A 24,536-nucleotide genomic window follows, 5' to 3' on the forward strand; every position below is an offset into this window, starting at 1 on the left:
TTGAGGTGGACTATACCTATAGATAGCGCTGTCCCACCTTACCTGAAGGAGTTCAATTTATGGCCTGGACCAAACCTGCCTACACCGACCTGCGTATTGGCTTTGAAGTCACCATGTACTTCGCAAGCCGCTAATCTCAGCTTTAGCAGAGATGCAGCACAACGCCTCGGTTATCCGAGGCGTTTTATTTTCAGCGTTGAAATGATGGAGCGTCCATGTTTGTCCAGATTCTAGGTTCCGCTGCTGGCGGCGGCTTCCCCCAGTGGAACTGCAACTGCGTGAACTGCGCGGGCTTTCGCAACGGCAGCCTGCGGGCCAAAGCACGGACGCAATCGTCCATCGCGATTTCCGACGACGGCATGAACTGGGTGCTGTGCAACACCTCCCCGGACATCCGCGCCCAACTCCAGAGCTTCGCCCCGATGCAGCCGGGCCGCGCCCTGCGCGATACCGGGATCGGCGCGATCATCCTGATGGACAGCCAGATCGACCACACCACCGGTCTGCTCATGCTGCGTGAAGGCTGCCCGCATCAGGTCTGGTGCACCGACATGGTCCACGAGGACCTGAGCACCGGCTTTCCGCTGTTCACCATGCTCAACCACTGGAATGGCGGGCTGACCTGGAATCGCATCGAACTCGACCAGAGCTTCAGCGTACCGGCATGTCCGAACCTGCGCTTTACCCCGCTGCCTTTGCGCAGCGCTGCGCCGCCCTACTCACCGCATCGCTTCGACCCGCATCCGGGCGACAACATCGGCCTGATCGTCGAAGACCTCAACACCGGCGGCAAACTGTTCTACGCACCGGGCCTGGGCAAGGTCGATGCGCCGCTACTGGAAATCATGGCCGGAAGCGATTGCCTGCTGGTTGACGGCACGCTGTGGGACGACGATGAAATGCAGCGTCGCGGCGTGGGTACCCGCACCGGTCGCGAAATGGGACACCTGGCGCAGAACGGCCCCGGTGGCATGCTCGAAGTGCTTGAGCAATTGCCCGACCAGCGCAAAGTGCTTATCCACATCAACAATACCAACCCGATTCTTGATGAAGATTCGCCCGAGCGTGCGGAGCTGGATCGGCGTCAGGTTGAAGTGGCGTATGACGGAATGAGTATTGTTTTGTAAGTAGCCGAGACCGCTGCGCGGTCTATCGCGAGCAAGCTCGCTCCCACAGGGGTATGCGTTCCAACTGTGGGAGCGAGCCTGCTCGCGAAGAGGCCAGCTCAGGCACCAAAGAATCCACCGGTCCTACCCGGAGAACCGCAATGACCGACACCCCAATGTCCCCCGCCGAATTCGAAGCGGCCCTGCGCGCCAAGGGCGCCTATTACCACATCCATCACCCCTATCACGTAGCGATGTATGAAGGCCGGGCCAGCCGTGAACAGATCCAGGGCTGGGTCGCCAACCGTTTCTACTATCAGGTGAACATCCCCCTGAAGGACGCGGCGATCCTCGCCAACTGCCCTGACCGCGAGATCCGCCGCGAATGGATTCAGCGCCTGCTCGACCACGACGGTGCGCCCGGTGAAGACGGCGGCATCGAAGCCTGGCTTCGCCTGGGCCAGGCCGTGGGCCTCGACCCGGACGAGTTGCGTTCCCAGGAGTTGGTGCTGCCCGGCGTACGCTTCGCCGTGGACGCCTATGTCAATTTCGCCCGCCGCGCCAGTTGGCAGGAAGCCGCGAGCAGCTCGCTGACCGAACTGTTCGCCCCGCAGATCCACCAATCGCGCCTGGACAGCTGGCCCCGGCATTACCCATGGATCGACCCGGCCGGCTACGAGTATTTCCGCACGCGCCTGGGCCAGGCTCGGCGTGATGTCGAGCATGGCCTGGCGATCACGCTGCAGCACTACACCACCCGTGAAGGCCAGGAGCGCATGCTGGAAATTCTCCAGTTCAAACTGGACATTCTTTGGAGCATGCTCGATGCCATGAGCATGGCCTACGAACTGAAACGCCCGCCGTATCACAGCGTGACCGGGGAACGGGTCTGGCACAAAGGAATCACCTTATGAGTTTCGATCGCAGCAAGACTCCGACCTGGCGCACCGGCTACCGCTTCCAGTACGAACCGGCGCAAAAAGGCCACGTGCTGCTGTACCCGGAAGGCATGATCAAGCTCAATGAAAGCGCCGCGTTGATCGGCGGTTTGATTGACGGTGAACGGGATGTCGCGGCCATCATCAATGAGCTCGACCGGCAGTTCCCCGGCGTGCCCGAGCTCGGTGACGACATCGAGCAATTCATGGAGGTTGCCCGTGCGCAGCACTGGATCGAACTTGCCTGATTCATCGGTGCAAGTACCGCCCAAACCCGAGGTCGGCCTGCCGCTGTGGCTGCTCGCCGAGCTGACCTATCGCTGCCCGCTGCAATGCCCGTACTGCTCCAATCCGCTGGATTTCGCCGAGCAAGGCAAAGAGCTGAGCACCGAACAGTGGATAAAAGTATTTCGCGAAGCGCGGGAAATGGGCGCCGCGCAGCTGGGCTTTTCCGGTGGTGAACCGCTGGTGCGCCAGGACCTCGCCGAGCTGATTGCCGAGGCCCGCAAGCTGGGTTTCTACACCAACCTGATCACCTCCGGCATCGGCCTGACCGAGCAGAAAATCAGCGACTTCAAGAAGGCCGGTCTCGATCACATCCAGATCAGTTTCCAGGCCAGCGACGAGCAGGTGAACAATCTGCTGGCCGGTTCGAAAAAGGCCTTCGCGCAGAAACTGGAAATGGCCCGGGCGGTGAAAGCCCACGGTTATCCGATGGTGCTGAACTTCGTCACCCATCGACACAATATCGACCAGATCGACCGCATCATCGAGCTGTGCATCGCCCTGGAAGCGGACTTCGTCGAGCTCGCTACGTGCCAGTTCTACGGCTGGGCGCAACTCAATCGCGTTGGGCTTTTGCCGACCAAAGAGCAACTGGTGCGCGCCGAACGCATCACCAACGAATACCGCGCCAAACTGGAAGCCGAAGGGCATCCGTGCAAGCTGATTTTCGTCACACCGGACTATTACGAAGAACGCCCGAAAGCCTGCATGAACGGCTGGGGCAGTATTTTTCTGACAGTCACACCAGACGGAACCGCCCTGCCCTGTCACGGTGCCCGACAGATGCCGGTGCAGTTTCCCAACGTGCGCGACCACAGCATGCAGCACATCTGGTATGACTCGTTCGGCTTCAACCGCTTTCGTGGCTACGACTGGATGCCCGAGCCGTGCCGCTCCTGTGACGAGAAAGAAAAAGACTTCGGCGGCTGCCGCTGCCAGGCGTTCATGCTCACCGGCGATGCCAGCAACGCCGACCCGGTGTGCAGCAAGTCGCCACAACACGGCGTGATCCTCAAGGCTCGCGAAGAAGCCGACCACGCGACTCAGACCATCGACCAACTGGCCTTTCGCAATGAACGAAACTCTCGCCTCATCGCCAAAAGCTGAACCTTTCAGCGCCGCCAAAGCCGTGGCCGCCGCTATCGACTTTGCCGAACTGCAGGTCGGTCGGCAGGGCCTGTTCTGGAACGAGTACCGCCCCGAAGACGCGGCATGCCGGATCTGGCATTGGCGTGACGGTGCAGCGAAATGCCTGACACCACCGGGGTTCAGCGTGCGCAGCCGGGTGTACGAATATGGCGGTGGAGCGTTTTGCCTGACGGACGACGGAATCGTTTTCGTCAACGAGGCCGACCAGCAGTTGTATCGGCAATCACTGCAAGGCGAAGCGCCCGAAAAGCTGACGTCCGGGGCGTGCCGTTATGGCGATCTGCAGTTCGCCAACGGGCAAGTGCTGGTGGTCGAGGAACATCGCGATCAACACCGACTGGTGGCGATCGATCTGTTGGATGGCGCACGTCACCTGCTGGCCGAGGGTGCTGATTTCTACGCGGCGCCGACGCTGAGCCCTGATGCCCGGCGTCTGGCCTGGATCGAGTGGAGTCGCCCGGATCAGCCATGGACAGCGACCCGTTTGATGGTTGCCGAACGCCTCGCCAACGATGGCTTTGCCGAGGCTCGTTGTGTGGCGGGCGACGGCGTTCAAGAGTCTGTGCAGCAACCACGGTTTGATTCCGGCGGGCGCTTGTATTGCCTGACGGATCGCGCGGGTTACTGGCAGCCATGGAAAGAAACTGAAAAAGGCTTGAGCCAATTGCCAAGTGCGGCCGCCGACCATGGCCCCGCACCCTGGCAACTCGGCGGCAGCACCTGGTTACCGCTGAGCGACGACAGTTTTCTGGCCAGTTGGACCGAGGGCGGGTTTGGCCGATTGGGCATAGGCGGCGATTCCAGCGCCGACTTCACCGGCGACTACAGCCGCTTCCGCCATCTCGCCGTGGATGAGCAGTTCATCTATTGCATCGCAGCGTCGCCCGTCAGTTCAACCGCCGTCATCGCCATCGACCGCCAGAGCCGGCAAGTGCAACTGCTGGCCGGCGGCATCGCACCGCTTGCTCCCGAACAGATCAGCCGCCCGCAAACCTTGCGCTACCCAAGTGGCTCAGGCGAAGCCCACGGTTTCTTCTACCCGGCGATGACCGGCGAGGCGAAACCGCCATTGGTGGTGTTCGTCCATGGTGGCCCGACCTCGGCGTGCTACCCGATGCTCGATCCGCGTATCCAGTACTGGGCACAGCGGGGCTTCGCCGTGGCCGACCTCAACTATCGCGGCAGCAGCGGTTATGGTCGGGCCTATCGCCAGGCACTGCACCTGAGTTGGGGCGATGTGGATGTGCAAGACGCCTGCGCCGTGGTCAGCTACCTCAAAGAACACGGCTTGATCGATGGCGAGAAGGCGTTCATTCGCGGCGGCAGCGCCGGCGGCTACACCACCCTTTGCGCCTTGGCCTTTCACAACGTGTTCCGCGCTGGCGCCAGCCTGTATGGGGTCAGCGACCCGGTGGCATTGGGGCGCGCGACCCACAAATTCGAAAGCGACTATCTGGACTGGCTGATCGGCGATCCGCAACTGGATGCCGAACGCTACGCCGCCCGCACGCCGCTGCTGCATGCCGGCAACATCCGCGTGCCGATGATCTTCTTTCAAGGAGAACTGGATGCCGTGGTCGTCCCGAAACAGACCCGCGACATGGTCACAGCGCTGCGGGACAACGGTATCCTGGTCGAAGCGCACTACTACGCGGACGAACGTCATGGCTTTCGCAAGGCTGGTAACCAGGCCCATGCGCTGGAGCAGGAGTGGTTGTTTTATCGGCGGGTGATGGATTCAGTGGACTGAAGCCAGCGCCCACAGGTTCTGTGGCGTGCACAAATCCTGTGGGAGCGGGCTTGCTCGCGAAAGCGATCTATCCAGCGCCGCAAAAAACTCAGCGCTTGGCGATGATGTACACCGCATGCACGATCCCCGGAATGTAACCGCACAACGTCAGCAGAATATTCAGCCAGAACGCCCCGCCGAATCCTACTTGCAGAAACACACCCAGTGGCGGCAACAGGATGGCGATGATGATGCGAATAAAGTCCATGGGACAGCTCCTGATTGGGGTGGACTCGTTCGAGCCCTACAACTAATCGACCTGTGCCGTTTGTCAGGGTTCAGCCCGATTCCTCAGGCCAGTATCTCCAGACCGTGTTTGCGCACGATACTCAGCAACTTCAGCGCCATGCCACTGGGGTGTTTATCCCCTGCTTCCCATTGCTTGACCGTGGAAGCACTGGTGTTCAGGTAGCGCGCAAACACAGGTTGACTGACATTGTTGCGCTCGCGCAATGCCTTGATCTCCTGCGCGGGAATCGCATCCGGCACCCTTGCAAGACAAGACTCATCGAATTCACGCATGGTCGCCTTGCTGATTGCACCTATGGCGTACAAGGCACTAGCCGATTCGTGGATCGACTCCGATAGCTCACTTTTGAATTTTTTACTCATTTGGTATCTCCACAAACTCCTTTGCATCCAGCAAGCGCTGAATTTCCATTTCGGTCAGTCCACCATATGTCTTGGCCAACTCTCGCAAGTCGAGCAAATGCCTGGGACTGATATTGCTCTGATCTTTCTTTGCGTACAGGAACTGATAGACCCAATGAGCACCGCCCCTGGCCAGGATAATCGAGCGATGGCGGTTGGCATTCAAACGCTTCTTCCAGACCCCGCCACCCAAATTGTCAGCCTGGCCATTGAGCATTTCGGTGAATGCCTCCCGGAGCTCGTCATCACCGATCCAGGCCTTGGCAGCCTGCATTGCGAAGCGCTTTGTCTTGAACAACCTTGGTGACATCGGCATCCCTTCCATTAAACATACCACCCAGTGGTATAGAAATCAAAACCAACGCTACAGCAATACCGTTTCGCTGGCACCGGCACTCCCTGCCGATGCACGCTAGAAAGCCATTGATGTGCTAACCGCTCAAGCCGAAATTGCCTTTGGAAAAAACCGGCCACAAAAAAACGCCCCACGCCAAAAGTGTCGGGCGTGAGGCGTGCGTATTACCGCGAGACGGTTCTGGAATGTGTGCAGGGCGCGTCTGATCAGACGGCAATCCCTTTTCGGCACTGCAATTGCGCGGTGCGTACTCGGGAGAAGGCGCGCGCCAGGCGCAGGAGCATTTCATCGATGTTGGCGTTACTGACATTTAGCGCTGGGGTAAACCCCTGAGCGAACCCCGAGTGCCGCTGAAAGTCGGTTTGGTGTGTCGGGATGTGCAACGGCAGCAGGCCTCGCTGGCCTTGCTGCGGACATTGCTGGAAGAGGTGATAAACGGCCCGGATGGGCGCTTGAACAGCGCGCAGGCTTTGGATGGGACAAGCTGAAAACTTTTCTTCAGGCAAAAGAAAACCCCGCCGAAGCGGGGCTTTGCAGACTGTTTCCCTGACATCCATTTCACTCCACCATCCTGGCAGAATCCTACGTGTCCCTGTTGTTGCTTTGCGCTTCCTGCGCTACGTCCATGTGAAGTAGATTAGCTGTGGATCCAATTTGCATCTATGGGAGAACAGCAGCACGTCATGTAAGAGAATGCTTACAAAATACTACTTACTCAAAATTGTCCTGCATCCAGCAGGAACAACGATTCGCTACCGGCCTTCACCGACGCGCTCAACGAGTGAATGCGCGGCAGCAGGCGGGCAAAATAGAACCGCGCCGTGCCCAGTTTGCTTGCGTAAAAATCGTCTTGCGCTTCCTTGCCGAAAGCCGCCTTGGCCATCAGGGCCCACATGTAGGCATAGGCCACGTAGCCGAACACCTGTAGATACTCGACCGACGCCGCGCCGATTTCATTCGGATTGGCCTTCGCACGGTCAAGCAACCATGCGGTCAGTTCATCAAGGGTGGTCACGGCGTCGTTCAGCGGCTTGGTGAACTCGGTGAGGTCCGCGCTGGCGGTCGCCGTGAAGTGACGAATCTCGTCAGCGAACAGGTTGTAGAACGCCCCGCCGCTACCCACGATCTTGCGCCCGACCAGGTCAAGCGCCTGAATGCCGTTGGTGCCTTCGTAGATCTGCGTGATGCGCACGTCACGCACCAGTTGCTCCTGGCCCCACTCACGGATGTAACCGTGGCCGCCAAAGACTTGCTGGCCGTGTACCGTGGTTTCCAGGCCGAGGTCGGTCAGGAACGCCTTGGCCACCGGGGTCAGCAACGCTACCAGGTCTTCCGCGCGCTTGCGGGTGGTGGCGTCTTCGCTGAACTTGGCGGTGTCGAGTTGCATCGCCACGTAGGTGGAAAACGCACGGCCACCTTCGTTCGAGGCTTTCATGGTCAGCAGCATGCGACGCACGTCTGGATGGACGATGATCGGGTCAGCCACTTTGTCCTTGTTCTGTGCACCGGACGGCGAACGGCTTTGCAGGCGGTCGCGGGCGTACTCCACGGCGTTCTGGTACGAACGCTCGCCGGTGGCCAGACCCTGGATACCGACGCCCAGACGCTCGTAGTTCATCATGGTGAACATCGCCGCCAGGCCTTTGTTCGGCTCGCCGACCAGGTAACCCACGGCTTCATCGAAGTTCATCACGCAGGTCGCGGACGCCTGGATGCCCATCTTGTGTTCGATCGAACCGCAGTTTGCCGGGTTGCGCGCGCCCAGGCTGCCATCGGCATTGACCATGAACTTCGGCACCAGGAACAGCGAAATACCTTTCGGACCCGCCGGTGCATCCGGCAGCTTGGCCAGCACCAGGTGGATGATGTTTTCGGTCAGGTCGTGTTCGCCACCGGTGATGAAGATCTTGGTGCCGCTGACCTTGTAGGAGCCGTCGGCCTGAGGCTCGGCCTTGGTACGGATGATCCCCAGGTCTGTACCGGCGTGTGGCTCGGTCAGGCACATGGAACCGGCCCAGACGCCGGCGTACATGTTCGGCAGGTACGCGGCTTTCAGCTCTTCGCTGGCATGGGCGTTGATCGACAGGCAAGCGCCGGCGGTCAGCATCGGATACAGGCCGAATGACAGGCTGGCAGAGTTGACCATTTCTTCGACCTGGGCCGAAACGGCTTTGGGCATGCCCATGCCGCCGTAGGACGGATCGCCACCGACACCAACCCAGCCGCCTTCAGCGTAGGTCTGATAGGCCTGTGGGAATCCTGCCGGCGTGGTGACAGCACCGTCCGCCCAATGGCAACCTTCTTCGTCAGCGGCACGGCTCAGCGGTGCGATGCTTTTGCTGGTGACTTTGCCGGCTTCTTCCAGGATGGCTTCGACCGTTTCTGCATCCACGGTTTCAGCCAGTGCAGGCAGTTCGGCCCAGAGTTTGGCGACCTCGAAAACTTCATTGAGGACGAAGCGCATATCGCGCAGGGGCGCTTTGTAGTCAGCCATGGCAAACCTCGCAAGATCTATACAGATGATTCACAGGAAGAGTGTTTTCGTTGGGTCGGAGTGTACCTCAACAACTTTTGCGACACATAGGGTCAACTCATGACCATTTTGTTATTTTTAGTCATCAACAAAAAAGCCCGCGCAAGGCGAGCTTCTTTGTAACGGATTTTTATGACTAAAGCGCAAACAACTCCGCCGGCAGTTGCATCAGGCAATCGCTCCCGGCTTCGATGGCCGCCCGATGTGCAGCTGTACGTGGCAACAGACGCTTGAAGTAAAACTCGTTGGTCGCCAGTTTGCCCCGGCAGAAATCGCCATCATCGCTTCCAGCATCGAGTTGCGCCTGAGCCACCAGCGCCATGCGCAACCACAGGTAGCCAAGGATGATGTAACCGCTGTACATCAGGTAATCCACCGACGCGGCACCGACTTCGTCAGGGTTCTTCATCGCCGCCATGCCGACCCTGGTGGTCAATTCACCCCACTGCTGGTTCAGTTGATTGAGCTGCGCCACGTACCCGGCCAGTTTTGGATGTTCGGCGTTCGCCGCGCAGAACTTGTGGACGATTTTGGTGAAGCCGCGCAGCAGCTTGCCCTGGCTGCCGAGTACCTTGCGCCCGAGCAAGTCCAGCGCCTGAATGCCGTTGGTGCCCTCATAGATCGGTGCGATCCGGCAGTCGCGTACCAGTTGCTCCATGCCCCACTCGCGAATGAAGCCGTGGCCGCCAAACACCTGCATGCCATGGTTGGTCACCTCCAGCCCGGTGTCGGTCATGAAGGCTTTGCAGATCGGCGTGAGGAACGCCAGCAAGTCTTCGGCGTCCTGGCGCGCGGTTTCATCTGGGCTCAGGTGTGCAACGTCGAGCAACTGCGCGGTGAAGTAAGTCAGCGCGCGGTTGCCTTCGTTGAAGGCTTTCATGGTCAGCAACATCCGCCGCACATCAGGGTGCACGATAATCGGGTCGGCGGCTTTTTCCGGCGCTTTCGGGCCGGTCAGTGAGCGCATCTGCAAACGGTCGTTGGCGTATTTGATCGCGCCCTGGAAGCTCGCTTCACCCAGACACAACCCTTGCATGCCGGTGCCCAGTCGCGCGTGGTTCATCATGGTGAACATGCAGTTGAGGCCCTTGTTCGGCTCACCGATCAAAAAGCCCTTGGCCTCGTCGAAGTTCAGCACGCAGGTGGCCGAAGCCTTGATGCCCATTTTGTGTTCGATCGAGCCGCAGGATACGCCGTTGCGCTCGCCCGCTTCACCCGTCGCATCGGGCAGGAACTTGGGCACGATGAACAGCGAAATGCCCTTGGTCCCGGCCGGTGCGTCCGGCAATTTGGCCAGCACCAGGTGAATGATGTTGGCACTCATGTCGTGCTCGCCGGCGGAGATGAAGATCTTGCTGCCGGATATCGCGTAGCTGCCATCGGCCGCAGGGATGGCCCGGGTCTTGATGATGCCCAGGTCAGTGCCGCAATGGGCCTCGGTCAGGCACATGGTGCCGGTCCATTGGCCAGCGGTGAGCTTCTTCAAATAGGTCTGCTTTTGCGCCTCGGTGCCATGGGCGTGGATCGCCGACATCGCACCGTGGGTCAGGCCGGGGTACATGCCCCATGAGGTGTTGCTGGAACCCACCATCTCGCTGATCACCAGGCCCAGGGAGATCGGCAACCCTTGGCCGCCGTAAAGCGGATCCGCTGCCAGGCCATGCCAGCCGCCTTCGACATATTGGGTGAAGGCCTGCTTGAAGCCCGCGGGCGTGGTGACCACGCCATTGTCGAAATGGCAGCCTTCTTCATCGCCACTGCGGTTGAGCGGCGACAGTACGTTTTCGCAGAACTTCGCCCCTTCTTCGAGGATCGCATTGACCATGTCCGGGCTGGCATCGGTGGCCCCCAGCGCGGCGTAATTACTGTGAAAGTCGAAGACGTGGTCGATCAGAAAGCGCATGTCGCGCAAGGGAGCTTTGTACTCGGGCATGGTCATTCTCCGTCGGCAGATTTCTCCAACCTACTGCTGCCGACCACGCCTCACAATCACTTTGCGCTCGCTGAATGCGCCATCATCACTCAACCGTTGCGGCGTCCATGCGCACGGCACCTCGGCGGTTCTGCCCGAACGCCATCACGCAGTTTCGCCCGGCGCCCTTGGCGCTGTAGAGCGCCTGGTCAGCGGACTTGAGCACCTCTTCCGGGGTGCGTTGATCGATCCGTTCGGCAACGCCGATACTGACCGTCACCGACACACTCGAAGCAGCGGAACCGGCACGCCGCTGGCGCCCCTGATGATCGTCCTGCGGACGACTTTCCTGATTGCGCAATTGAATGTTGTAAGTGGCGATGGACTCGCGGATGACTTCCAGGTGCGGCATGCACTCTTCGAGGGTCTTGCCTGCAAACACCAGGGCAAATTCCTCGCCGCCATAGCGATACGCCTTACCGCCACCGCCAATTTTCGACAGTTTGCTGGCCACCAGTCGCAGCACCTGGTCGCCGACGTCGTGGCCGTGGGTATCGTTGAATTTCTTGAAGTGGTCGACGTCGCTCATGGCCAACACGTAGTTGCGCCCCAACCGTTGCATGCGTTCATTCAGTGCACGCCGGCCCGGCAGCCCGGTCAGTTCGTCGCGGAAGGCCATTTGATAGGCTTCGTGGGCAACGGCGGCGGCGATCATCAGCATCACCTGGCTGCACATGATGTTCAGTGTGAATGGCAGGATAAAGGTTTTCGGCAACATCCAGAACAACCCGAGCAGCCCCACCAGTTGCGCGGCATGCAGCGGTCGCGGGTTGCGCCAGTACTGCCAGGCCAGCAGCAGGAACGCCGCGATGAACACCGGATAGGACAACTGGATCAGGCTCATCCAGGCACCATGCAAGGCAGGCCAGCGAATTTCCGACAGCCAGATCAGCAGCGCGTGTGGATAACTTTGCTCAAGTCCCAGTGCCACGCTGCCGACCGCAAGCAAGACCGCGAAGCGCGCCACCATGTCCTGGAACAGATGGGTACGTTCCTGCCACGCCGCGAACACGCCAAACAGCAGCGGCAGCAGCAGGCAACACAAATGAAAGACCACGGCGGCATCGTCACGCACCTTGCCGTTGTCGCGGTAATAGTCGGTCTGGGTGTCGAGCAGGAAGTAGGCGATGTACACCGTGACCATCAGAAACAGTTCACGCTGGCGTCGGTAAACCGCGCAATAGGCGCCACCGAGCAACAACACCAGGGTAGGCAGCACGTTGAACAGCGACGTGAAGAAGACGTTCAGATCCTTGATGTAAGCAGCCGCAAGCCCCGCCAGTAACAGTACTAATGACGGCAGGAAATGACTGAAACGTACAGCAGATGAGCGCGGCAAGGGTAAAGCTCCGACCCGTCAGATCAATAGATGGCAATGTGCCCACTACTTTAACGGCAGCCCCCCCGATTTACTGAGTGAAATACTGAGGTATTTGTAAAAGGTCGTCACTGGCGGCCATCAGCCGCCAGTGACGCAAGGGCAAACCTGTTACAAGTCGTTGTTGAACGGTTGCAGCGGCCCTTCCAGCGCTGCGCGACCTTCGGCACCGACCGCTTTGAGCTGGATTTCGGCGTCCTGCGCCTGCCGGGTAGTGATCTTCGGGCTGGGCGGTTTTTGCCCGACCGAGTTTTCATCACCCTTTTCGCCCTGTGGCAGTACCAGCGATGGATGGTCAAACGGCGCCCGTTCCCACGCGACCCGAGGGTCGGTCAGCCCGACTTGCATGAACTTGACCAGCGCATCCACTTCAACCGGGGTGAGGTTCAGCCGGGTCATGTCCGGATCGAGGTTCGAACCGTTGTGCTGGTTGACCGCCGGGTGGTCGAAGCCACTGGTGTTGCTGGCATCTTCACCACGCCGGTCGCCGCCGCGGTTGTAGAACTCCATCACCTGTTGCAGCGTTGCGCGACTGCCGTTGTGGAAATACGGTCCGGTCAACGCGATATTGCGCAAGGTCGGTGTCTTGAAGGCACCATCGACCGCATCGCGAAAACCGACATTGGGCTTGAGCGTCGCATCACAAGGGATGGCCGGGCTCAAAGGCACTTCGAAGGTGCACACATCAACTTCCAGTGGGTCAGGGATCTGGCCGCCCTGGAGTACGGTGTTGTACTCGCGAGTGAAAGACAACGGATTGCCCCAGGCATCCGACCCGCCGAGCGCCAGGTCTTCCGAGGTCGGACGCACCCCGGTGTTGTAGAAACCGTTGTCATAGAGCGTCGTCAGGTTGTCGGCCATGACCATCCGCTCGATCCGTTCCCTAGGATGGAACAGCAAGCGGCTGCCGGCGTTGGTCAGTTCCGCTCCGCCGTGGCAACTGACGCACTTGCCTTTGCCCAGGAACAGATTCATGCCCTGGACCTGCTGGTCGTTCATGGCCGTATGATCGCCCTGCAAATAGGTATCCAGCGGCGCCTGGTCCGAGATCAGCGTGGACTCATACATCTGAATCGCCAGCCCGAAGAACAGCGGGAAGTTCGCCTCCATCTGGGTGTAGGGGGCGTCGCCCAACAAGACCTGCTGCGTGGCATTCCACAAACGCGGCTGGAACGCGTTCTTGATCAGTTCACGGTAAGTCGGCCGCCGGCCGTTGGACATCGGCCCGAGTACTGAGTCGGTTGACGAGATCCGTTGCTGTTTGAGCATCGAGGTGTCGAGCATGCGCCGGCCGATGTCGGCGAAGGTACGCCCGCCGCAGGACATTTCCACCGGGCTGCCGGGCGGCCCTACCGCTTGCGAGGCGGCGGAAGCATCCTTGAGCATCAGCCTGACTTTGGTCGCCACGCCACTGCGATCGCTGGTCACGAAAATCCCGGCGTCAGGGTCGCGGTTGCCGAACGGTGAGAAACCGTTGAAGACGTTGTTGGCCCGGCCATCCCAGAAGTTGCGCACGTTGAACGCTGCGTTGATCACCGTCGGTGCGTTACGCCCGGTGCTACGGCGAACATTGATACCGCCCACCTGGAAGATACCGTCTGGTTGCTGAATGCACTTGTCGAACCGCGACTGTTTGGGCTTGACGAAGTTGGCGTCGAACACGCCTTGGGAGCCGATCACATCATCGCTTGAATAGACAATCGCCGAGTTGCGATCCAGCGGATCGGCCAGCACGTGGGTCGGGAAGTCGCTTTTCTTCAGCTGGTAGTTCGGACCGCCCTTGCCACCGGACCTGGTGGTGTAGCTCGGCACATCGCCCGGAATATCCGACGCGGTAAACGGCTTGTTGAAGATCGACGAGACGTTCGCGTTGGTGTTCGCCTGGCCCGGGTTGATCTGGTTGGTGGTGCGATGATCGACACCCGCGTGGAAGTGGCAGGACGCGCAAGCAGTGGAGCCGTCACTGCCGATCTCCATGTCCCAGAACAGTGCCTTGCCCAGGAGCACTGCCGCCGAGCGATTGAGCACGTAGTCGCTCATCAGGTCGACTTTGCGCCCGCCTTCGGTTCCTGAAGGGTCGGGAGGCGTCATGCCGCGCAGTGACTGCAGGCTGGGCACGTCCGGCACGGCCGGAACGACCGGGTCTGCGGCCCAAACGCTCATGACGGGCAGGCCCATGGCGAAGAGTGTCATCACCATCGCACGGGGCAAGCAGGTGGTTCTAAAGAGGCTCAAATACTTAAACATGACGACGTTCCCGATTCAGTACGGAGTAGTCAGGCTCCGCGGTTGCCCTGTTGCGAGATGAGTTCATCGCCATGAATCTTGCTGTCCGCTCGAACAACCACATCAACTTGAAGTTGCATGGGCAATGCGAGACCTGACTGGCAAAGCACCCTCGTGGCTGGGCCATTTTTAAAGGATCATATTTCGCACCACTGGGTAGTGCTTGATGCAACTCTAGCTGCAACAAAACATCTCAACATGAAACTTTCTATATTTTCATTTAAGCCAAATCAACAAACCCTACAAACGACAGAAACTGCGCACTATTCCTCAGTTCTGGTTAAACTTCACCCCATTACTGGGTGTATTTCCCCAAACAGCCCGCGCCAGGCGAACACCAACAGCCTCCAAAGCCAGTATTTAAAGGGCTTCACGCCACCAGGCTGCGTTTCTTGAAGCTGGCAGGGTATTTGCCAATTCAAACTCCCCCGTGTAAGCAGAACTTTAAAAAACACCTGTAAACTGCAACGCCAGCCAATAGAAACGGCCATCAAGTATATAAAACCCATTCGTGCACAAGATGTACTGCGCCAGCTATTGCCTTTTTATTCATACCGCCAATACAAGCCTATATTTTCATCAATCCCTTCAACAGCTCTTCTGCACACATGCGACCTTAGTCGCATTTAACAACACCTACGACCTTAGTCGTATTCAACAGACAACACTTCTCAATCAGCACCAATGGGGAAACTTACTAAAACTTCTTACAACACTCCAAACTTGGGTATATATCCCCACCCACTTTGGAGTTAACCACTCAACATATAACTATGTACATACCGCCAACATCAGCGCAGCCCGTATTTTTGCTGGCTAACAAGCGACTGAACCAATCAGGCACGACTACTGCAATGTGCCCCTCAGGCTCAAGGAAATGTCTCTCGCGTTTGCGTCCGCAACCGGCCAACGCAACGCAGGTGAAAGCATCCGAACGGCAAGTGACGACAGTACACACGCACCTATCCCGCCGGATCGAGCCCCAATTCGACATTCACGGATTGCGTTTTTCTTGCGCAGGATTCAGCGCATCAGCAGATCCGTGAACTCGATCGGCCGACAATTGGTCCTGCAAGATTCTGGAGTGAGCCATGAGCTTATCTTTGTTCGAAAAAACGCTCGCCATACCGCTGCGTCCTCACAAACGATTCAACGGCATCTTCAGTCGCCATGCTCTGCTCGCCAGTGCCGTCGCTGTCGCACTGGCCATTGGTGGTGGTGGAGATGCATTTGCCAAAAACGGAGCTGGCGGTGGCGGCGGCGGCGGGACTGCCAAGCCCCCGGGTTTGCCTTCGCCGTTCACGACACCCACACTACCCGATCCGGTTTTTACAAACCCGACTGCGATTCATGGGTTTGACGTTACCGGTTTTATCCAAAACATGACCCTGGACACCACCAATGCGAATTGCCCCAATACCAGCGACCCGGGCCGCTTTGGGGGGACCGTCCAGTTGAACGGCGTCACGATTGTTGTCCCTTGCAACACCGTTCTGCAGATGCCGGCCAATACCCTGACCTGGGCCGACTTTGTCAGGGGTGGAACGCTGGCGCTCGGAAAATCACCGGCAGTCTACCCCTCGTTCGAGATCCATGTGGTAGGTAATACTGTCTCCAACAAGCAAATTGCCGGGCTGATCTTTGTCTCCCAGCAATCACTCAATGCGGGCAGCGGTGTCATCACCCGGATCGACTACACCAACGGCAACCTCGAAGTTGACAGCGGGAACCCGACGCAACCCACGATCATTCAGATAAACGATCCGACTGGACGTTTTGGCCGTGCCCAAAGCCCCGACCCACGGTTCTCCGTCGATGATGCCAACCCGACCATCCATGCCGCCACCGGTTACCCGATGTGCGTGCCACGCACGATTTCCGGGGACGATACGCTCTGCCCACAGAAAAACCGGCCAAAAGTGGTCACCCCGACCACGACCAACAACTGCCGCAACTTCAGCCAGGCCGGCGTCACGCCTCCGGCCAGTGGAGAGCTCTCGGTTCCAGCCTTGGGGCAGGTCTATTGCAGCCAGTACGTCATGAAGAGATTCAGCGATGCTACACGCACGGCGACGGACCCCGACCCGACACAACAGGCCCCCTTCGAAGTCGGCGACTTCATCAGTTGGTCCGGTACTCTGTTCAAGTCAACAACAACGGGCCTCCCGGACTTCATCTCGGCACACACGATCGAGGCGAATGTCGGGATCTACACTCAGCCTGGTTCGCAACCCAGCTACCTGGCTATCGGGGCATTTGGCATCGGTACGGCCGACCCGGCAGCAACGGCCATCAACGGAGTCGCCCAGGAGACGCAGGACCGGATTTTCCTTGAAGCCTCCACCACCGACATCAAGACCCCGGTCGACATCTATCTGATCGATGTCAATCCATCGACAGGCGTGCAAACCAATCGCTGGGCGACACCCTATGAGATGACGGGTGAGTGCAACCCTGCGCTGGGCCTTGCGGCCGGTTGCCTGGGAGCCACAGGTGGTATTACCACACAGAACACGGGTCCTCAGCCACAACGCGCCAGATTACGCGCGACCAAAGCGCCCACAGGGCTACTTAGCCAGCCGACACGTACCTTGCGCGTCGTTGCGCGGTCACTTTGCGTTCCACAGCAAAGCTTGTCCCAGGCCGGCGTGGACAGTTGCATCCTGAATGCGGGCAGGCTGACCGTCGCCAATGGACTGATTGCCGGACAGTATGTGGCGCCGGTGTTCGAGTTCATCTTTCCGGAAGGCGTCAAGCCTGGCGATCCTGTTGTCCCGAACGACTTCTGGCACCTGCCGTTCATACGTAACGGAGAAGGCGTGAGCACCCCGACTGGCGTCGGCCCTCTGGCTCCAACGCCATGGTGAGCAAGGCCTGACCACCGCGCAAAAAAAACCGCCGCTCCCGGAGGAAGCGGCGGTTTCTTTTGAAGGACTGCGTTAGGGCTTAGTAGCCCAGGTCGAAGTTCTCTTCTTTCATGTCCATCAGGTTGTTGGCGCCCGACAGCATGGTTACGACGTGAGTGCGGGTACGCGGCAGGATGCGTTGGAAGTAGAAACGCGCAGTCTGCAGCTTGGCGGTGTAGAACGCCTCTTCGGAAGTGCCGGCAGCCAGTTTCTCGGCAGCCAGACGCGCCATGTCAGCCCAGAAGTAGGCCAGGCAGGCGTAACCGGAGTACATCAGGTAGTCCACGGAGGCCGCGCCGACTTCTTCGCGATCTTTCATGGCGGCCATGCCGACCTTCATGGTCAGCTCGCCCCATTCCTTGTTCAGTGCAGCCAGCGGTGCGACGAACTCTTGAACCGCTTCGTTGCCTTCGTTGGTCTGGCAGAACTTGTGGACGATCTTGGTGAAGCCCTTCAGAGCCTCGCCCTGGGTCATCAGCACTTTACGGCCCAGCAGGTCGAGTGCCTGGATACCGGTGGTGCCTTCGTACAGCATCGAGATGCGGCTGTCGCGGACGTTCTGCTCCATGCCCCACTCGGCGATGAAGCCGTGGCCGCCGTAGATCTGCACGCCGTGGTTGGCCGATTCAAAACCGACTTCGGTCATGAAGGCTTTGGCGATTGGCGTCATGAACGCCAACAGTGCGTCAGCTTTCTTCTTCTCTTCTTCGTCCACGCCGTACTTGACGATGTCGACCTGCTTGGCGGTGAAGTAAACCATCGCACGGTTGCCTTCGGCGAATGCCTTCATGGTCAACAGCATGCGACGTACATCAGGGTGCACGATGATCGGGTCAGCGGCTTTGTCCGGCGCTTTCGGGCCAGTCAGCGAGCGCATTTGCAGACGGTCGCGAGCGTATTTCAGGCCGCCCTGGAAACCGACTTCAGCGTGGGCCAGGCCTTGCAGCGCGGTACCCAGGCGTGCGGTGTTCATGAAGGTGAACATGCAGTTCAGGCCTTTGTTCGCCGGGCCGATCAGGAAACCGGTGGCGCCGTCGAAGTTCATCACGCAGGTGGCGTTGCCGTGGATGCCCATCTTGTGTTCCAGGGAACCACAGGACACGGCGTTACGCGCGCCAACCGAACCATCGGCGTTCGGCATGAACTTCGGCACGATGAACAGGGAGATGCCTTTGGTGCCAGCCGGTGCATCCGGCAGGCGGGCCAGTACGATGTGGACGATGTTGTCGGCCATGTCGTGTTCACCGGCCGAGATGAAGATCTTGGTGCCGGAAACCTTGTAGGAACCGTCGGCCTGAGGCTCGGCCTTGGTGCGCAACATGCCAAGGTCGGTGCCGCAGTGCGGCTCGGTCAGGCACATGGTGCCGGTCCACTCGCCGGAAACCAGCTTGGTCAGGTAAGCCTCTTGCTGCTCAGGGGTACCGTGCTCGGAGATGGTGTTCATCGCACCGTGCGACAGGCCTGGGTACATGCCCCACGACCAGTTGGACTCGCCAACCATTTCGCTGATGGCCAGACCCAGGGACTCCGGCAGGCCTTGGCCACCGTGCTCTACGTCGTGAGCCAGGCTCGGCCAGCCACCTTCGACGAATTGCTTGTAGGCTTCCTTGAAGCCGGTCGGGGTCTTAACGCCGGACTCGCTCCAGGTGCAGCCTTCGAGGTCGCCCACGCGGTTCAGCGGAGCCAGTACCTGCTCACAAAACTTGGCGCCTTCCTCAAGAATGGCGTCAACCATGTCCGGAGTTGCGTCGGCACAAGCCGGAAGGCTCTGATAGTGCGCTTCGTAGCCGAGCAGCTCGTCACGAACGAAGCGAATATCACGCAAGGGGGCCTTGTAGTCAGGCATAGCGATAAACCTCTGCTGATGTAACCGGGAATGAACGACCGCATTGATTTGTTGTTGCGATCAAACAGTTGTTTGAAACATACGTTTACGCCCAAATCTTGTCAAGCGTCGATCTTTTGCCGTTCGTCATCGCTGGATTGGACACATGGGCACGCGACAACGCAGCCGCGCTTGCGAAGCAGCCCGCCACACCGAAAAGATTAGTTGAACAAGAAAGACTTACGCAGAAAAACGCCGCGAACAGGCGCGGCGCTGGAGGATGCAAATTCTTTAAAGAATCAGGCGTAGGTATCGATCAACGTCCCGAGCACTTCGTCGGCTGCCTTGGCGACTTTCACGCCCAGTTCCGCCTGAATCTTGCCTTGGGCCATGTCGACCACGTTGCTGGCCAGGTCCGATTGCCGGCTGCGATCAACCGATCGCAGACGATCGACCTGTGCCTCGGAGGACTGGCTGGTGACCGAACGCTCGATCGTCGTGTTGGCGATCTGCCCGGCGGCTTGATCGACACGGTTCTGCCCTGTCTGAAGAGTGCTCAGACCGGCATAAAAAGCGGTACTTCCTGAGATTTCCATGGGAGAACTCGTCCTTTCAAAGGATCAACAGCGGCCATTGAAGCAGAGTGGCCGACAAAACACCCGTCAAAAACACTAATGGCACAGTGCCTTGTCATAGGCAAAGCCCACATGCTACAAACCTCAGTCCAACAGGTCCAGTTGCAAGTGCTCGGCCACTGCCTCGGCCGTAACGGCCTTGAGTTTAGGCACACGCCCCAGGCACGGCGCCGGGAGGCGTTCGGCAAGGGTAGCCAGGTTTTCTTCCAGCCGCGAGGTCTTGGGGTCGATGATATTGGCCACCCAGCCCGCCAGTTGCAAACCGTCCCGGGCAATCGCTTCGGCGGTCAACAAGGCATGGCTTATACACCCCAGGCGTACGCCGACCACCAGGATCACCGGCAGCTTCAATGCGATGGCCAGGTCCGACAGATTGTCCTGATCCGCCAAGGGTACACGCCAGCCGCCAGCGCCTTCGATCAGGGTGAAGTCCGCCTGCATGCCCAGGATCTGCCGCATCGGCGCCAGCAACGACTGCACAGTCAGCGCCACGCCCGCCTCTCGCGCCGCCAGATGCGGGGCAATGGCCGGTTCGAAGGCCATCGGATTGACCTGTGCATAGGTCAGCGGCAGCGAACACTCGGCCAGCAAGGCCAGCGCATCGGCATTGCGCAAGCCTTTGGGCGTCACATCGCAACCGGACGCGACCGGCTTGCCCGCCGCCGTGCTCAATCCCGCCGAACGCGCCGCATGCAGCAACCCGGCAGCGACCGTGGTTTTACCGACATCGGTATCTGTGCCGGCGATGAAATAGGCTGCGCTCATAAGGGTTTCTCCAAAACGGCGTACACCACTTGATAAGTCGCCGGCAGTCCCTGGTCCTGACGAAACTGTTCGTAAGCCTCGATCAGACCCAGAATCCGCGCCCGGCCGGTCAAGCCACCCGGCCGCCCGGGATTGAGATTGTGCGCACCCAACGCCTTGAGTTCATGGGTCAGGCTGCGCACATCCGGGTAATGCAGCACGTGCGATTCGTTTTGCAGACTGACGACACGTAACCCACTGGCCGCACACAACTGCTGATAAACACCAAACTCCCGGAAGCGATTGACGTGCACCATGCCATCGACTTCGCGCCAGCTGTCACGCAATTCAAACAACGTCCCTACACACAGACTAGCAAACGCGAAAATGCCACCCGGTTTCAGCACTCGAAAGGCTTCACTGAGCACCGAGTCGAAGTCCGCGCACCACTGCACCGCCAGGCTGGAGAAGACCAGGTCGCAGGTCGAATCCTGCAGTGGCAATCGCTCGGCATCGCCGGCCACGAAGTGCGTGGCACCGCCCAATGGCCGGGCGTGGTTGAGCATGCCTTCGGCGATGTCCAGCGCAACACCATGGCTGCCCGGAAATTGCTCATCCAGGGCACGACTGAAGTGCCCGGTGCCACAGCCCAGGTCCAGCCAGCGCTGCGGTACGAAGTTCTGCGGCAAACGCCCGAGCAATTGTCTGCCCACATCACGCTGCAACTCGGCCACGCTGTCGTAGCTGGCCGCCGCGCGGGAGAATGATGCTGCTACCTGGCGCTTGTCAGGCAAGGCGCCGGGCAGGTTGGGAAGGGATAAATCAGTCATCGCCGGACTCATGCAAAAAGGCCTGGATCGCCCCCGCCACACCGTGGGGATCTTCCAGAAGAAACGCGTGGCTGGCCTGTTCAATCAGACCGATTTCGACATCCGGCAGCAATGCCAACAACTCGCCCGCCGCTTCCACCGGCACCAGCCCGTCGAGGCCGGCGAACAGATGCAGTTGCGGGCCACGGAACGCTTGCAGTGCCTGTCGTGTATCCAGTTGCGCGAGCACTTGCAGACCACTGAGCAGCACTGGCGCGGCGGTATTCGGGGCGCCGCCGAGCAACAACCGCGACAGCCCGCGCGGGTCTTCGGCGCCTTGGGCACAGAGCAGTGAAAAGCGTTTCAAGGTCGCGCGCGGATCGGCTGCACATCCCGCCAGAAACGCATCGAAGGTTTCCCCGGACATGGCGCTTGCCCATTGATCATGGGCGACAAAAGAAGCGTTGCTGGCCAGGGTGAACACACCACAGCAGCGATCGCCACGCCGGGCCGCCAGCTCGCAAGCGAGCATGCCGCCCAATGACCAACCGCCTAGCCAGGCGTCTTGCGGCAAAGTCGAATCAAGCTCATCGAGCCACTCTTCAAGATCGCTCGACGCCAGCTCCGGCAACGGCTCGATCTCGACGCGCAGGTGCTCATCCAAACCGCGCAAGGCCGCCGCCAGAGGCTCCAGCGGTGAAACGCCAAGCCCCCAGCCAGGCAGCAGAATCAGGCGATCACGCATGGCTTGGCTCCAGCTTCAGTTGCTGAAAACAATCGGCCAGTCCATTTAACAATAGCTGTACCTGGGCTTCGCTGTGGGCCGCCGTCAGCGTGACCCGCAGCCGGGCGCTGCCGGCGGGTACGGTCGGCGGACGAATAGCGGTCACCATCAACCCGCGCTCGCGCAGCATCTGCGAAAGACGCACCGCACGCCCCGCGTCACCGATCATGATCGGCTGGATCGGCGTGAAGCTGTCCATGAGTTCCAGGCCAATCTGCTCGGCACCTTCGCGAAACTGGCGGATCAGCGTCTGCAAATGCTCGCGACGCCAGTGTTCGCTGCGTAGCAGTTCCAGGCTTTTCAACGTGGCGCAGGCCAGCGCGGGAGGCTGGCTGGTGGTGTAGATGTAGGGGCGGGCGAACTGGATCAGGCTTTCGATCAACTCTTCGCTGCCAGCGACAAAGGCACCCGCCGTACCGAACGCCTTGCCGAGGGTGCCGACCAGCACCGGAACGTCATCCTGACTCAAGCCAAAATGCTCGACGATGCCGCCACCGTTGGCACCCAGCGGTCCAAAACCATGGGCATCGTCGACCATCAACCAGGCGCCTTTGGCTTTGGCCTCTCGGGCCAGCGCTGGCAAGTCGGCGATATCACCGTCCATGCTGAACACGCCGTCGGTGACCACCAGCGTATTGCCGGTGGCTTTTTCCAGGCGCTTGGCCAGGCTCACCGGGTCGTTGTGCAGGTAGCGATTGAACCGCGCGCCGGACAACAGCCCCGCGTCGAGCAGCGATGCATGATTGAGACGGTCTTCGAGCACCGTATCACCCTGCCCCACCAGCGCCGTGACCGCACCGAGGTTGGCCATGTAGCCAGTGGTGAACAGCAACGCGCGCGGGCGACCGGTCAGGTCGGCCAACGCTTCTTCCAGGGCATGGTGCGGTGAGCTATGGCCAATGACCAGATGTGATGCCCCTCCGCCCACACCCCACTTTGAAGCGCCGGCACGCCAGGCTTCGATCACTTGCGGGTGGTTGGCCAGGCCCAGGTAGTCGTTGTTACAGAACGCCAGCAACGGCTGGCCATCGACCACCACTTGCGGCCCCTGCGGGCTTTCGAGCAGCGGGCGCTGGCGGTAGAGGTTTTCGGCACGACGGGCGGCAAGGCGTGCGGCGAGATCGAAAGACATGCAGGCCTCGACGTTCAGATCACAGAAATCAAAGTGAATGCGATCCCTGTGGGAGCGAGCTTGCTCGCGATGACGGCGTCACATTCAACATTGATGTCGACAGACCTGACGCAATCGCGAGCAAGCTCGCTCCCACAGTGTTTTGCATTCCAATCAGAGGAGTCGGAGGAAGACTCAAACCGCCGCGTTATAGAACTGCTCGCTGCTCTTCTGCTCCACCAGCGCCTGCTCGATAGCGGCCTGATGCACTTCATCGGCGTGCTCTTCGCGGGCTTCCGGCAGGATGCCCAGACGCGAGAACAGTTGCATGTCCTTGTCGGCCTGCGGGTTGGCGGTGGTCAGCAGTTTTTCGCCGTAGAAAATCGAGTTGGCGCCAGCGAAGAACGCCAGGGCCTGCATCTGCTCGTTCATGGCTTCGCGGCCGGCGGACAGGCGCACGTGGGATTGCGGCATCAGAATGCGCGCGACGGCGAGCATGCGGATGAAGTCGAACGGGTCGACGTCGTCAGCATTTTCCAGCGGTGTACCGGCGACTTTCACCAGCATGTTGATCGGCACCGACTCCGGATGCTCCGGCAGGTTAGCCAGCTGGATGAGCAGGTTGGCGCGGTCGTCCAGCGACTCGCCCATGCCGAGAATGCCGCCGGAACAGATCTTCATCCCCGACTCACGTACATACGCCAGGGTTTGCAGGCGCTCGCTGTAGGTGCGGGTGGTGATGATGCTGCCGTAGAACTCCGGCGACGTATCGAGGTTGTGGTTGTAGTAGTCGAGGCCGGCCTTGGCCAGCGCTTCGGTCTGATCCTGATCCAGGCGACCGAGGGTCATGCAGGTTTCCAGGCCCAGGGCTTTCACGCCTTCGACCATCTTCAGAACATAAGGCATGTCCTTGGCCGACGGATGCTTCCACGCCGCGCCCATGCAGAAACGGGTCGAACCGATGGCCTTGGCGCGAGCGGCCTCTTCGAGGACCTTCTGCACTTCCATCAGTTTTTCTTTTTCCAGGCCGGTGTTGTAGTGACCGGACTGCGGACAATATTTGCAATCTTCCGGGCAGGCGCCGGTTTTGATCGACAGCAGGGTCGACACCTGGACGCGGTTGGCGTCGAAATGCGCACGGTGCACCGTCTGCGCCTGGAACAACAGGTCATTGAATGGCTGAACGAAGAGCGCTTTGACTTCGGCCAAAGTCCAGTCATGACGCAGGGTTGCAGTGGTGCTGGCGCTCATGGGCGTTTCCTTTGAATTATGCTTTGGCA

The 24,536-nt window shown here is 59.7% G+C and carries 21 protein-coding genes and 1 pseudogene; 8 read left to right on the plus strand and 14 right to left on the minus strand.

The features are described from left to right. Nucleotides 1–59 precede the first annotated feature (59 nt). The 6 genes from pqqA (at nucleotide 60) to AABM52_RS28030 (ending at nucleotide 5,228) form a co-directional block, all read left to right on the plus strand. A complete protein-coding gene (gene pqqA, locus AABM52_RS28005; protein WP_003444522.1) occupies nucleotides 60–134 on the plus strand; it encodes a pyrroloquinoline quinone precursor peptide PqqA in 75 nt (24 codons plus the stop codon). Nucleotides 135–215: 81 nt separating this feature from the next. Further along, entirely contained in the window at nucleotides 216–1,127 is a 912-nt protein-coding gene (gene pqqB, locus AABM52_RS28010) for a pyrroloquinoline quinone biosynthesis protein PqqB (protein ID WP_347909456.1), read from the plus strand. 140 nt (nucleotides 1,128–1,267) lie between these two features. Further along, a complete protein-coding gene (pqqC, locus tag AABM52_RS28015; RefSeq protein ID WP_347909457.1) occupies nucleotides 1,268–2,020 on the plus strand; it encodes a pyrroloquinoline-quinone synthase PqqC in 753 nt (250 codons plus the stop codon). Then, nucleotides 2,017–2,292: a pyrroloquinoline quinone biosynthesis peptide chaperone PqqD gene (gene pqqD / locus AABM52_RS28020; protein WP_347909458.1), complete on the plus strand. Its 276-nt coding sequence runs from the start codon at nucleotides 2,017–2,019 to the stop codon at nucleotides 2,290–2,292. The genes pqqC and pqqD overlap by 4 nt, the downstream gene beginning before the upstream one ends. Further along, nucleotides 2,264–3,436 (plus strand): pyrroloquinoline quinone biosynthesis protein PqqE, encoded by a 1,173-nt coding sequence (pqqE, locus tag AABM52_RS28025; RefSeq protein WP_347909459.1) that lies wholly within the window; start codon nucleotides 2,264–2,266, stop codon nucleotides 3,434–3,436. The genes pqqD and pqqE overlap by 29 nt, the downstream gene beginning before the upstream one ends. Continuing rightward, on the plus strand, nucleotides 3,402–5,228 hold the full coding sequence (locus AABM52_RS28030; protein ID WP_347909460.1) for a S9 family peptidase: 1,827 nt from the start codon (nucleotides 3,402–3,404) through the stop codon (nucleotides 5,226–5,228). The genes pqqE and AABM52_RS28030 overlap by 35 nt, the downstream gene beginning before the upstream one ends. An 88-nt stretch (nucleotides 5,229–5,316) precedes the next feature. Here the strand turns inward: AABM52_RS28030 and AABM52_RS28035 are convergent, their stop codons facing one another. The 3 genes from AABM52_RS28035 to AABM52_RS28045 all read right to left on the minus strand — a co-directional run bounded on the left by AABM52_RS28035 (nucleotide 5,317) and on the right by AABM52_RS28045 (nucleotide 6,228). Further along, complete coding sequence (locus AABM52_RS28035) at nucleotides 5,317–5,475, minus strand: YqaE/Pmp3 family membrane protein (protein ID WP_003228885.1); 159 nt, start codon at nucleotides 5,473–5,475, stop codon at nucleotides 5,317–5,319. A gap of 83 nt (nucleotides 5,476–5,558) precedes the next feature. After that, the gene (locus AABM52_RS28040) at nucleotides 5,559–5,879 is read right to left on the minus strand and encodes a DNA-binding transcriptional regulator (RefSeq protein WP_046039442.1); all 321 of its coding nucleotides are present in this window, start codon (nucleotides 5,877–5,879) and stop codon (nucleotides 5,559–5,561) included. After that, nucleotides 5,872–6,228, minus strand: a complete 357-nt coding sequence (locus tag AABM52_RS28045) for a type II toxin-antitoxin system RelE/ParE family toxin (protein ID WP_347912700.1) — start codon at nucleotides 6,226–6,228, stop codon at nucleotides 5,872–5,874. The genes AABM52_RS28040 and AABM52_RS28045 overlap by 8 nt, the downstream gene beginning before the upstream one ends. Before the next feature lie 362 nt (nucleotides 6,229–6,590). Here AABM52_RS28045 and AABM52_RS28050 point away from each other — a divergent pair. Further along, a pseudogene (locus tag AABM52_RS28050) lies at nucleotides 6,591–6,761 on the plus strand (LysR family transcriptional regulator); the annotation flags it as partial. 227 nt (nucleotides 6,762–6,988) lie between these two features. Here AABM52_RS28050 and AABM52_RS28055 read toward each other — a convergent pair. From AABM52_RS28055 to AABM52_RS28070, 4 genes are all read right to left on the minus strand, one after another. After that, entirely contained in the window at nucleotides 6,989–8,767 is a 1,779-nt protein-coding gene (locus AABM52_RS28055) for an acyl-CoA dehydrogenase C-terminal domain-containing protein (RefSeq protein WP_347909461.1), read from the minus strand. A gap of 175 nt (nucleotides 8,768–8,942) precedes the next feature. Continuing rightward, on the minus strand, nucleotides 8,943–10,739 hold the full coding sequence (locus AABM52_RS28060) for an acyl-CoA dehydrogenase C-terminal domain-containing protein (RefSeq protein ID WP_347909462.1): 1,797 nt from the start codon (nucleotides 10,737–10,739) through the stop codon (nucleotides 8,943–8,945). A gap of 85 nt (nucleotides 10,740–10,824) precedes the next feature. Continuing rightward, complete coding sequence (locus tag AABM52_RS28065; RefSeq protein WP_347909463.1) at nucleotides 10,825–12,117, minus strand: GGDEF domain-containing protein; 1,293 nt, start codon at nucleotides 12,115–12,117, stop codon at nucleotides 10,825–10,827. Between the two features lie 150 nt (nucleotides 12,118–12,267). Continuing rightward, nucleotides 12,268–14,403, minus strand: coding sequence for a cytochrome c peroxidase (locus AABM52_RS28070; RefSeq protein WP_347909464.1), 2,136 nt, complete (start codon nucleotides 14,401–14,403; stop codon nucleotides 12,268–12,270). Between the two features lie 1,130 nt (nucleotides 14,404–15,533). On the opposite strand from AABM52_RS28070, the gene AABM52_RS28075 reads away from it, so the two are divergent. Further along, nucleotides 15,534–17,309 (plus strand): hypothetical protein, encoded by a 1,776-nt coding sequence (locus tag AABM52_RS28075; protein WP_347909465.1) that lies wholly within the window; start codon nucleotides 15,534–15,536, stop codon nucleotides 17,307–17,309. A gap of 79 nt (nucleotides 17,310–17,388) precedes the next feature. Here AABM52_RS28075 and AABM52_RS28080 read toward each other — a convergent pair whose 3' ends face one another. The 7 genes from AABM52_RS28080 to bioB form a co-directional block, all read right to left on the minus strand. Next, entirely contained in the window at nucleotides 17,389–19,194 is a 1,806-nt protein-coding gene (locus AABM52_RS28080) for a phenylacyl-CoA dehydrogenase (protein WP_095944826.1), read from the minus strand. Between the two features lie 278 nt (nucleotides 19,195–19,472). Beyond that, nucleotides 19,473–19,769: a pyrroloquinoline quinone biosynthesis protein PqqE gene (locus tag AABM52_RS28085; RefSeq protein WP_347909466.1), complete on the minus strand. Its 297-nt coding sequence runs from the start codon at nucleotides 19,767–19,769 to the stop codon at nucleotides 19,473–19,475. A gap of 123 nt (nucleotides 19,770–19,892) precedes the next feature. Then, nucleotides 19,893–20,573 carry a dethiobiotin synthase gene (gene bioD, locus AABM52_RS28090; RefSeq protein ID WP_154861025.1) on the minus strand — a complete coding sequence of 227 codons (681 nt, stop codon included), beginning with the start codon at nucleotides 20,571–20,573 and terminating at the stop codon, nucleotides 19,893–19,895. Then, the gene (bioC, locus tag AABM52_RS28095; RefSeq protein WP_347909467.1) at nucleotides 20,570–21,382 is read right to left on the minus strand and encodes a malonyl-ACP O-methyltransferase BioC; all 813 of its coding nucleotides are present in this window, start codon (nucleotides 21,380–21,382) and stop codon (nucleotides 20,570–20,572) included. Before bioC ends, bioD begins: the two co-directional genes overlap by 4 nt. Then, on the minus strand, nucleotides 21,375–22,106 hold the full coding sequence (locus AABM52_RS28100; protein WP_347909468.1) for an alpha/beta fold hydrolase: 732 nt from the start codon (nucleotides 22,104–22,106) through the stop codon (nucleotides 21,375–21,377). The genes bioC and AABM52_RS28100 overlap by 8 nt, the downstream gene beginning before the upstream one ends. Then, the gene (gene bioF, locus AABM52_RS28105) at nucleotides 22,099–23,277 is read right to left on the minus strand and encodes an 8-amino-7-oxononanoate synthase (protein WP_347909470.1); all 1,179 of its coding nucleotides are present in this window, start codon (nucleotides 23,275–23,277) and stop codon (nucleotides 22,099–22,101) included. The genes AABM52_RS28100 and bioF overlap by 8 nt, the downstream gene beginning before the upstream one ends. 174 nt (nucleotides 23,278–23,451) lie before the next feature. Next, complete coding sequence (gene bioB / locus AABM52_RS28110) at nucleotides 23,452–24,507, minus strand: biotin synthase BioB (protein ID WP_095944924.1); 1,056 nt, start codon at nucleotides 24,505–24,507, stop codon at nucleotides 23,452–23,454. Between the last annotated feature and the right edge of the window lie 29 nt (nucleotides 24,508–24,536).

Source organism: Pseudomonas grandcourensis (genome assembly GCF_039909015.1).
In the GTDB taxonomy this organism is placed as follows: Bacteria; Pseudomonadota; Gammaproteobacteria; order Pseudomonadales; family Pseudomonadaceae; genus Aquipseudomonas; species Aquipseudomonas grandcourensis.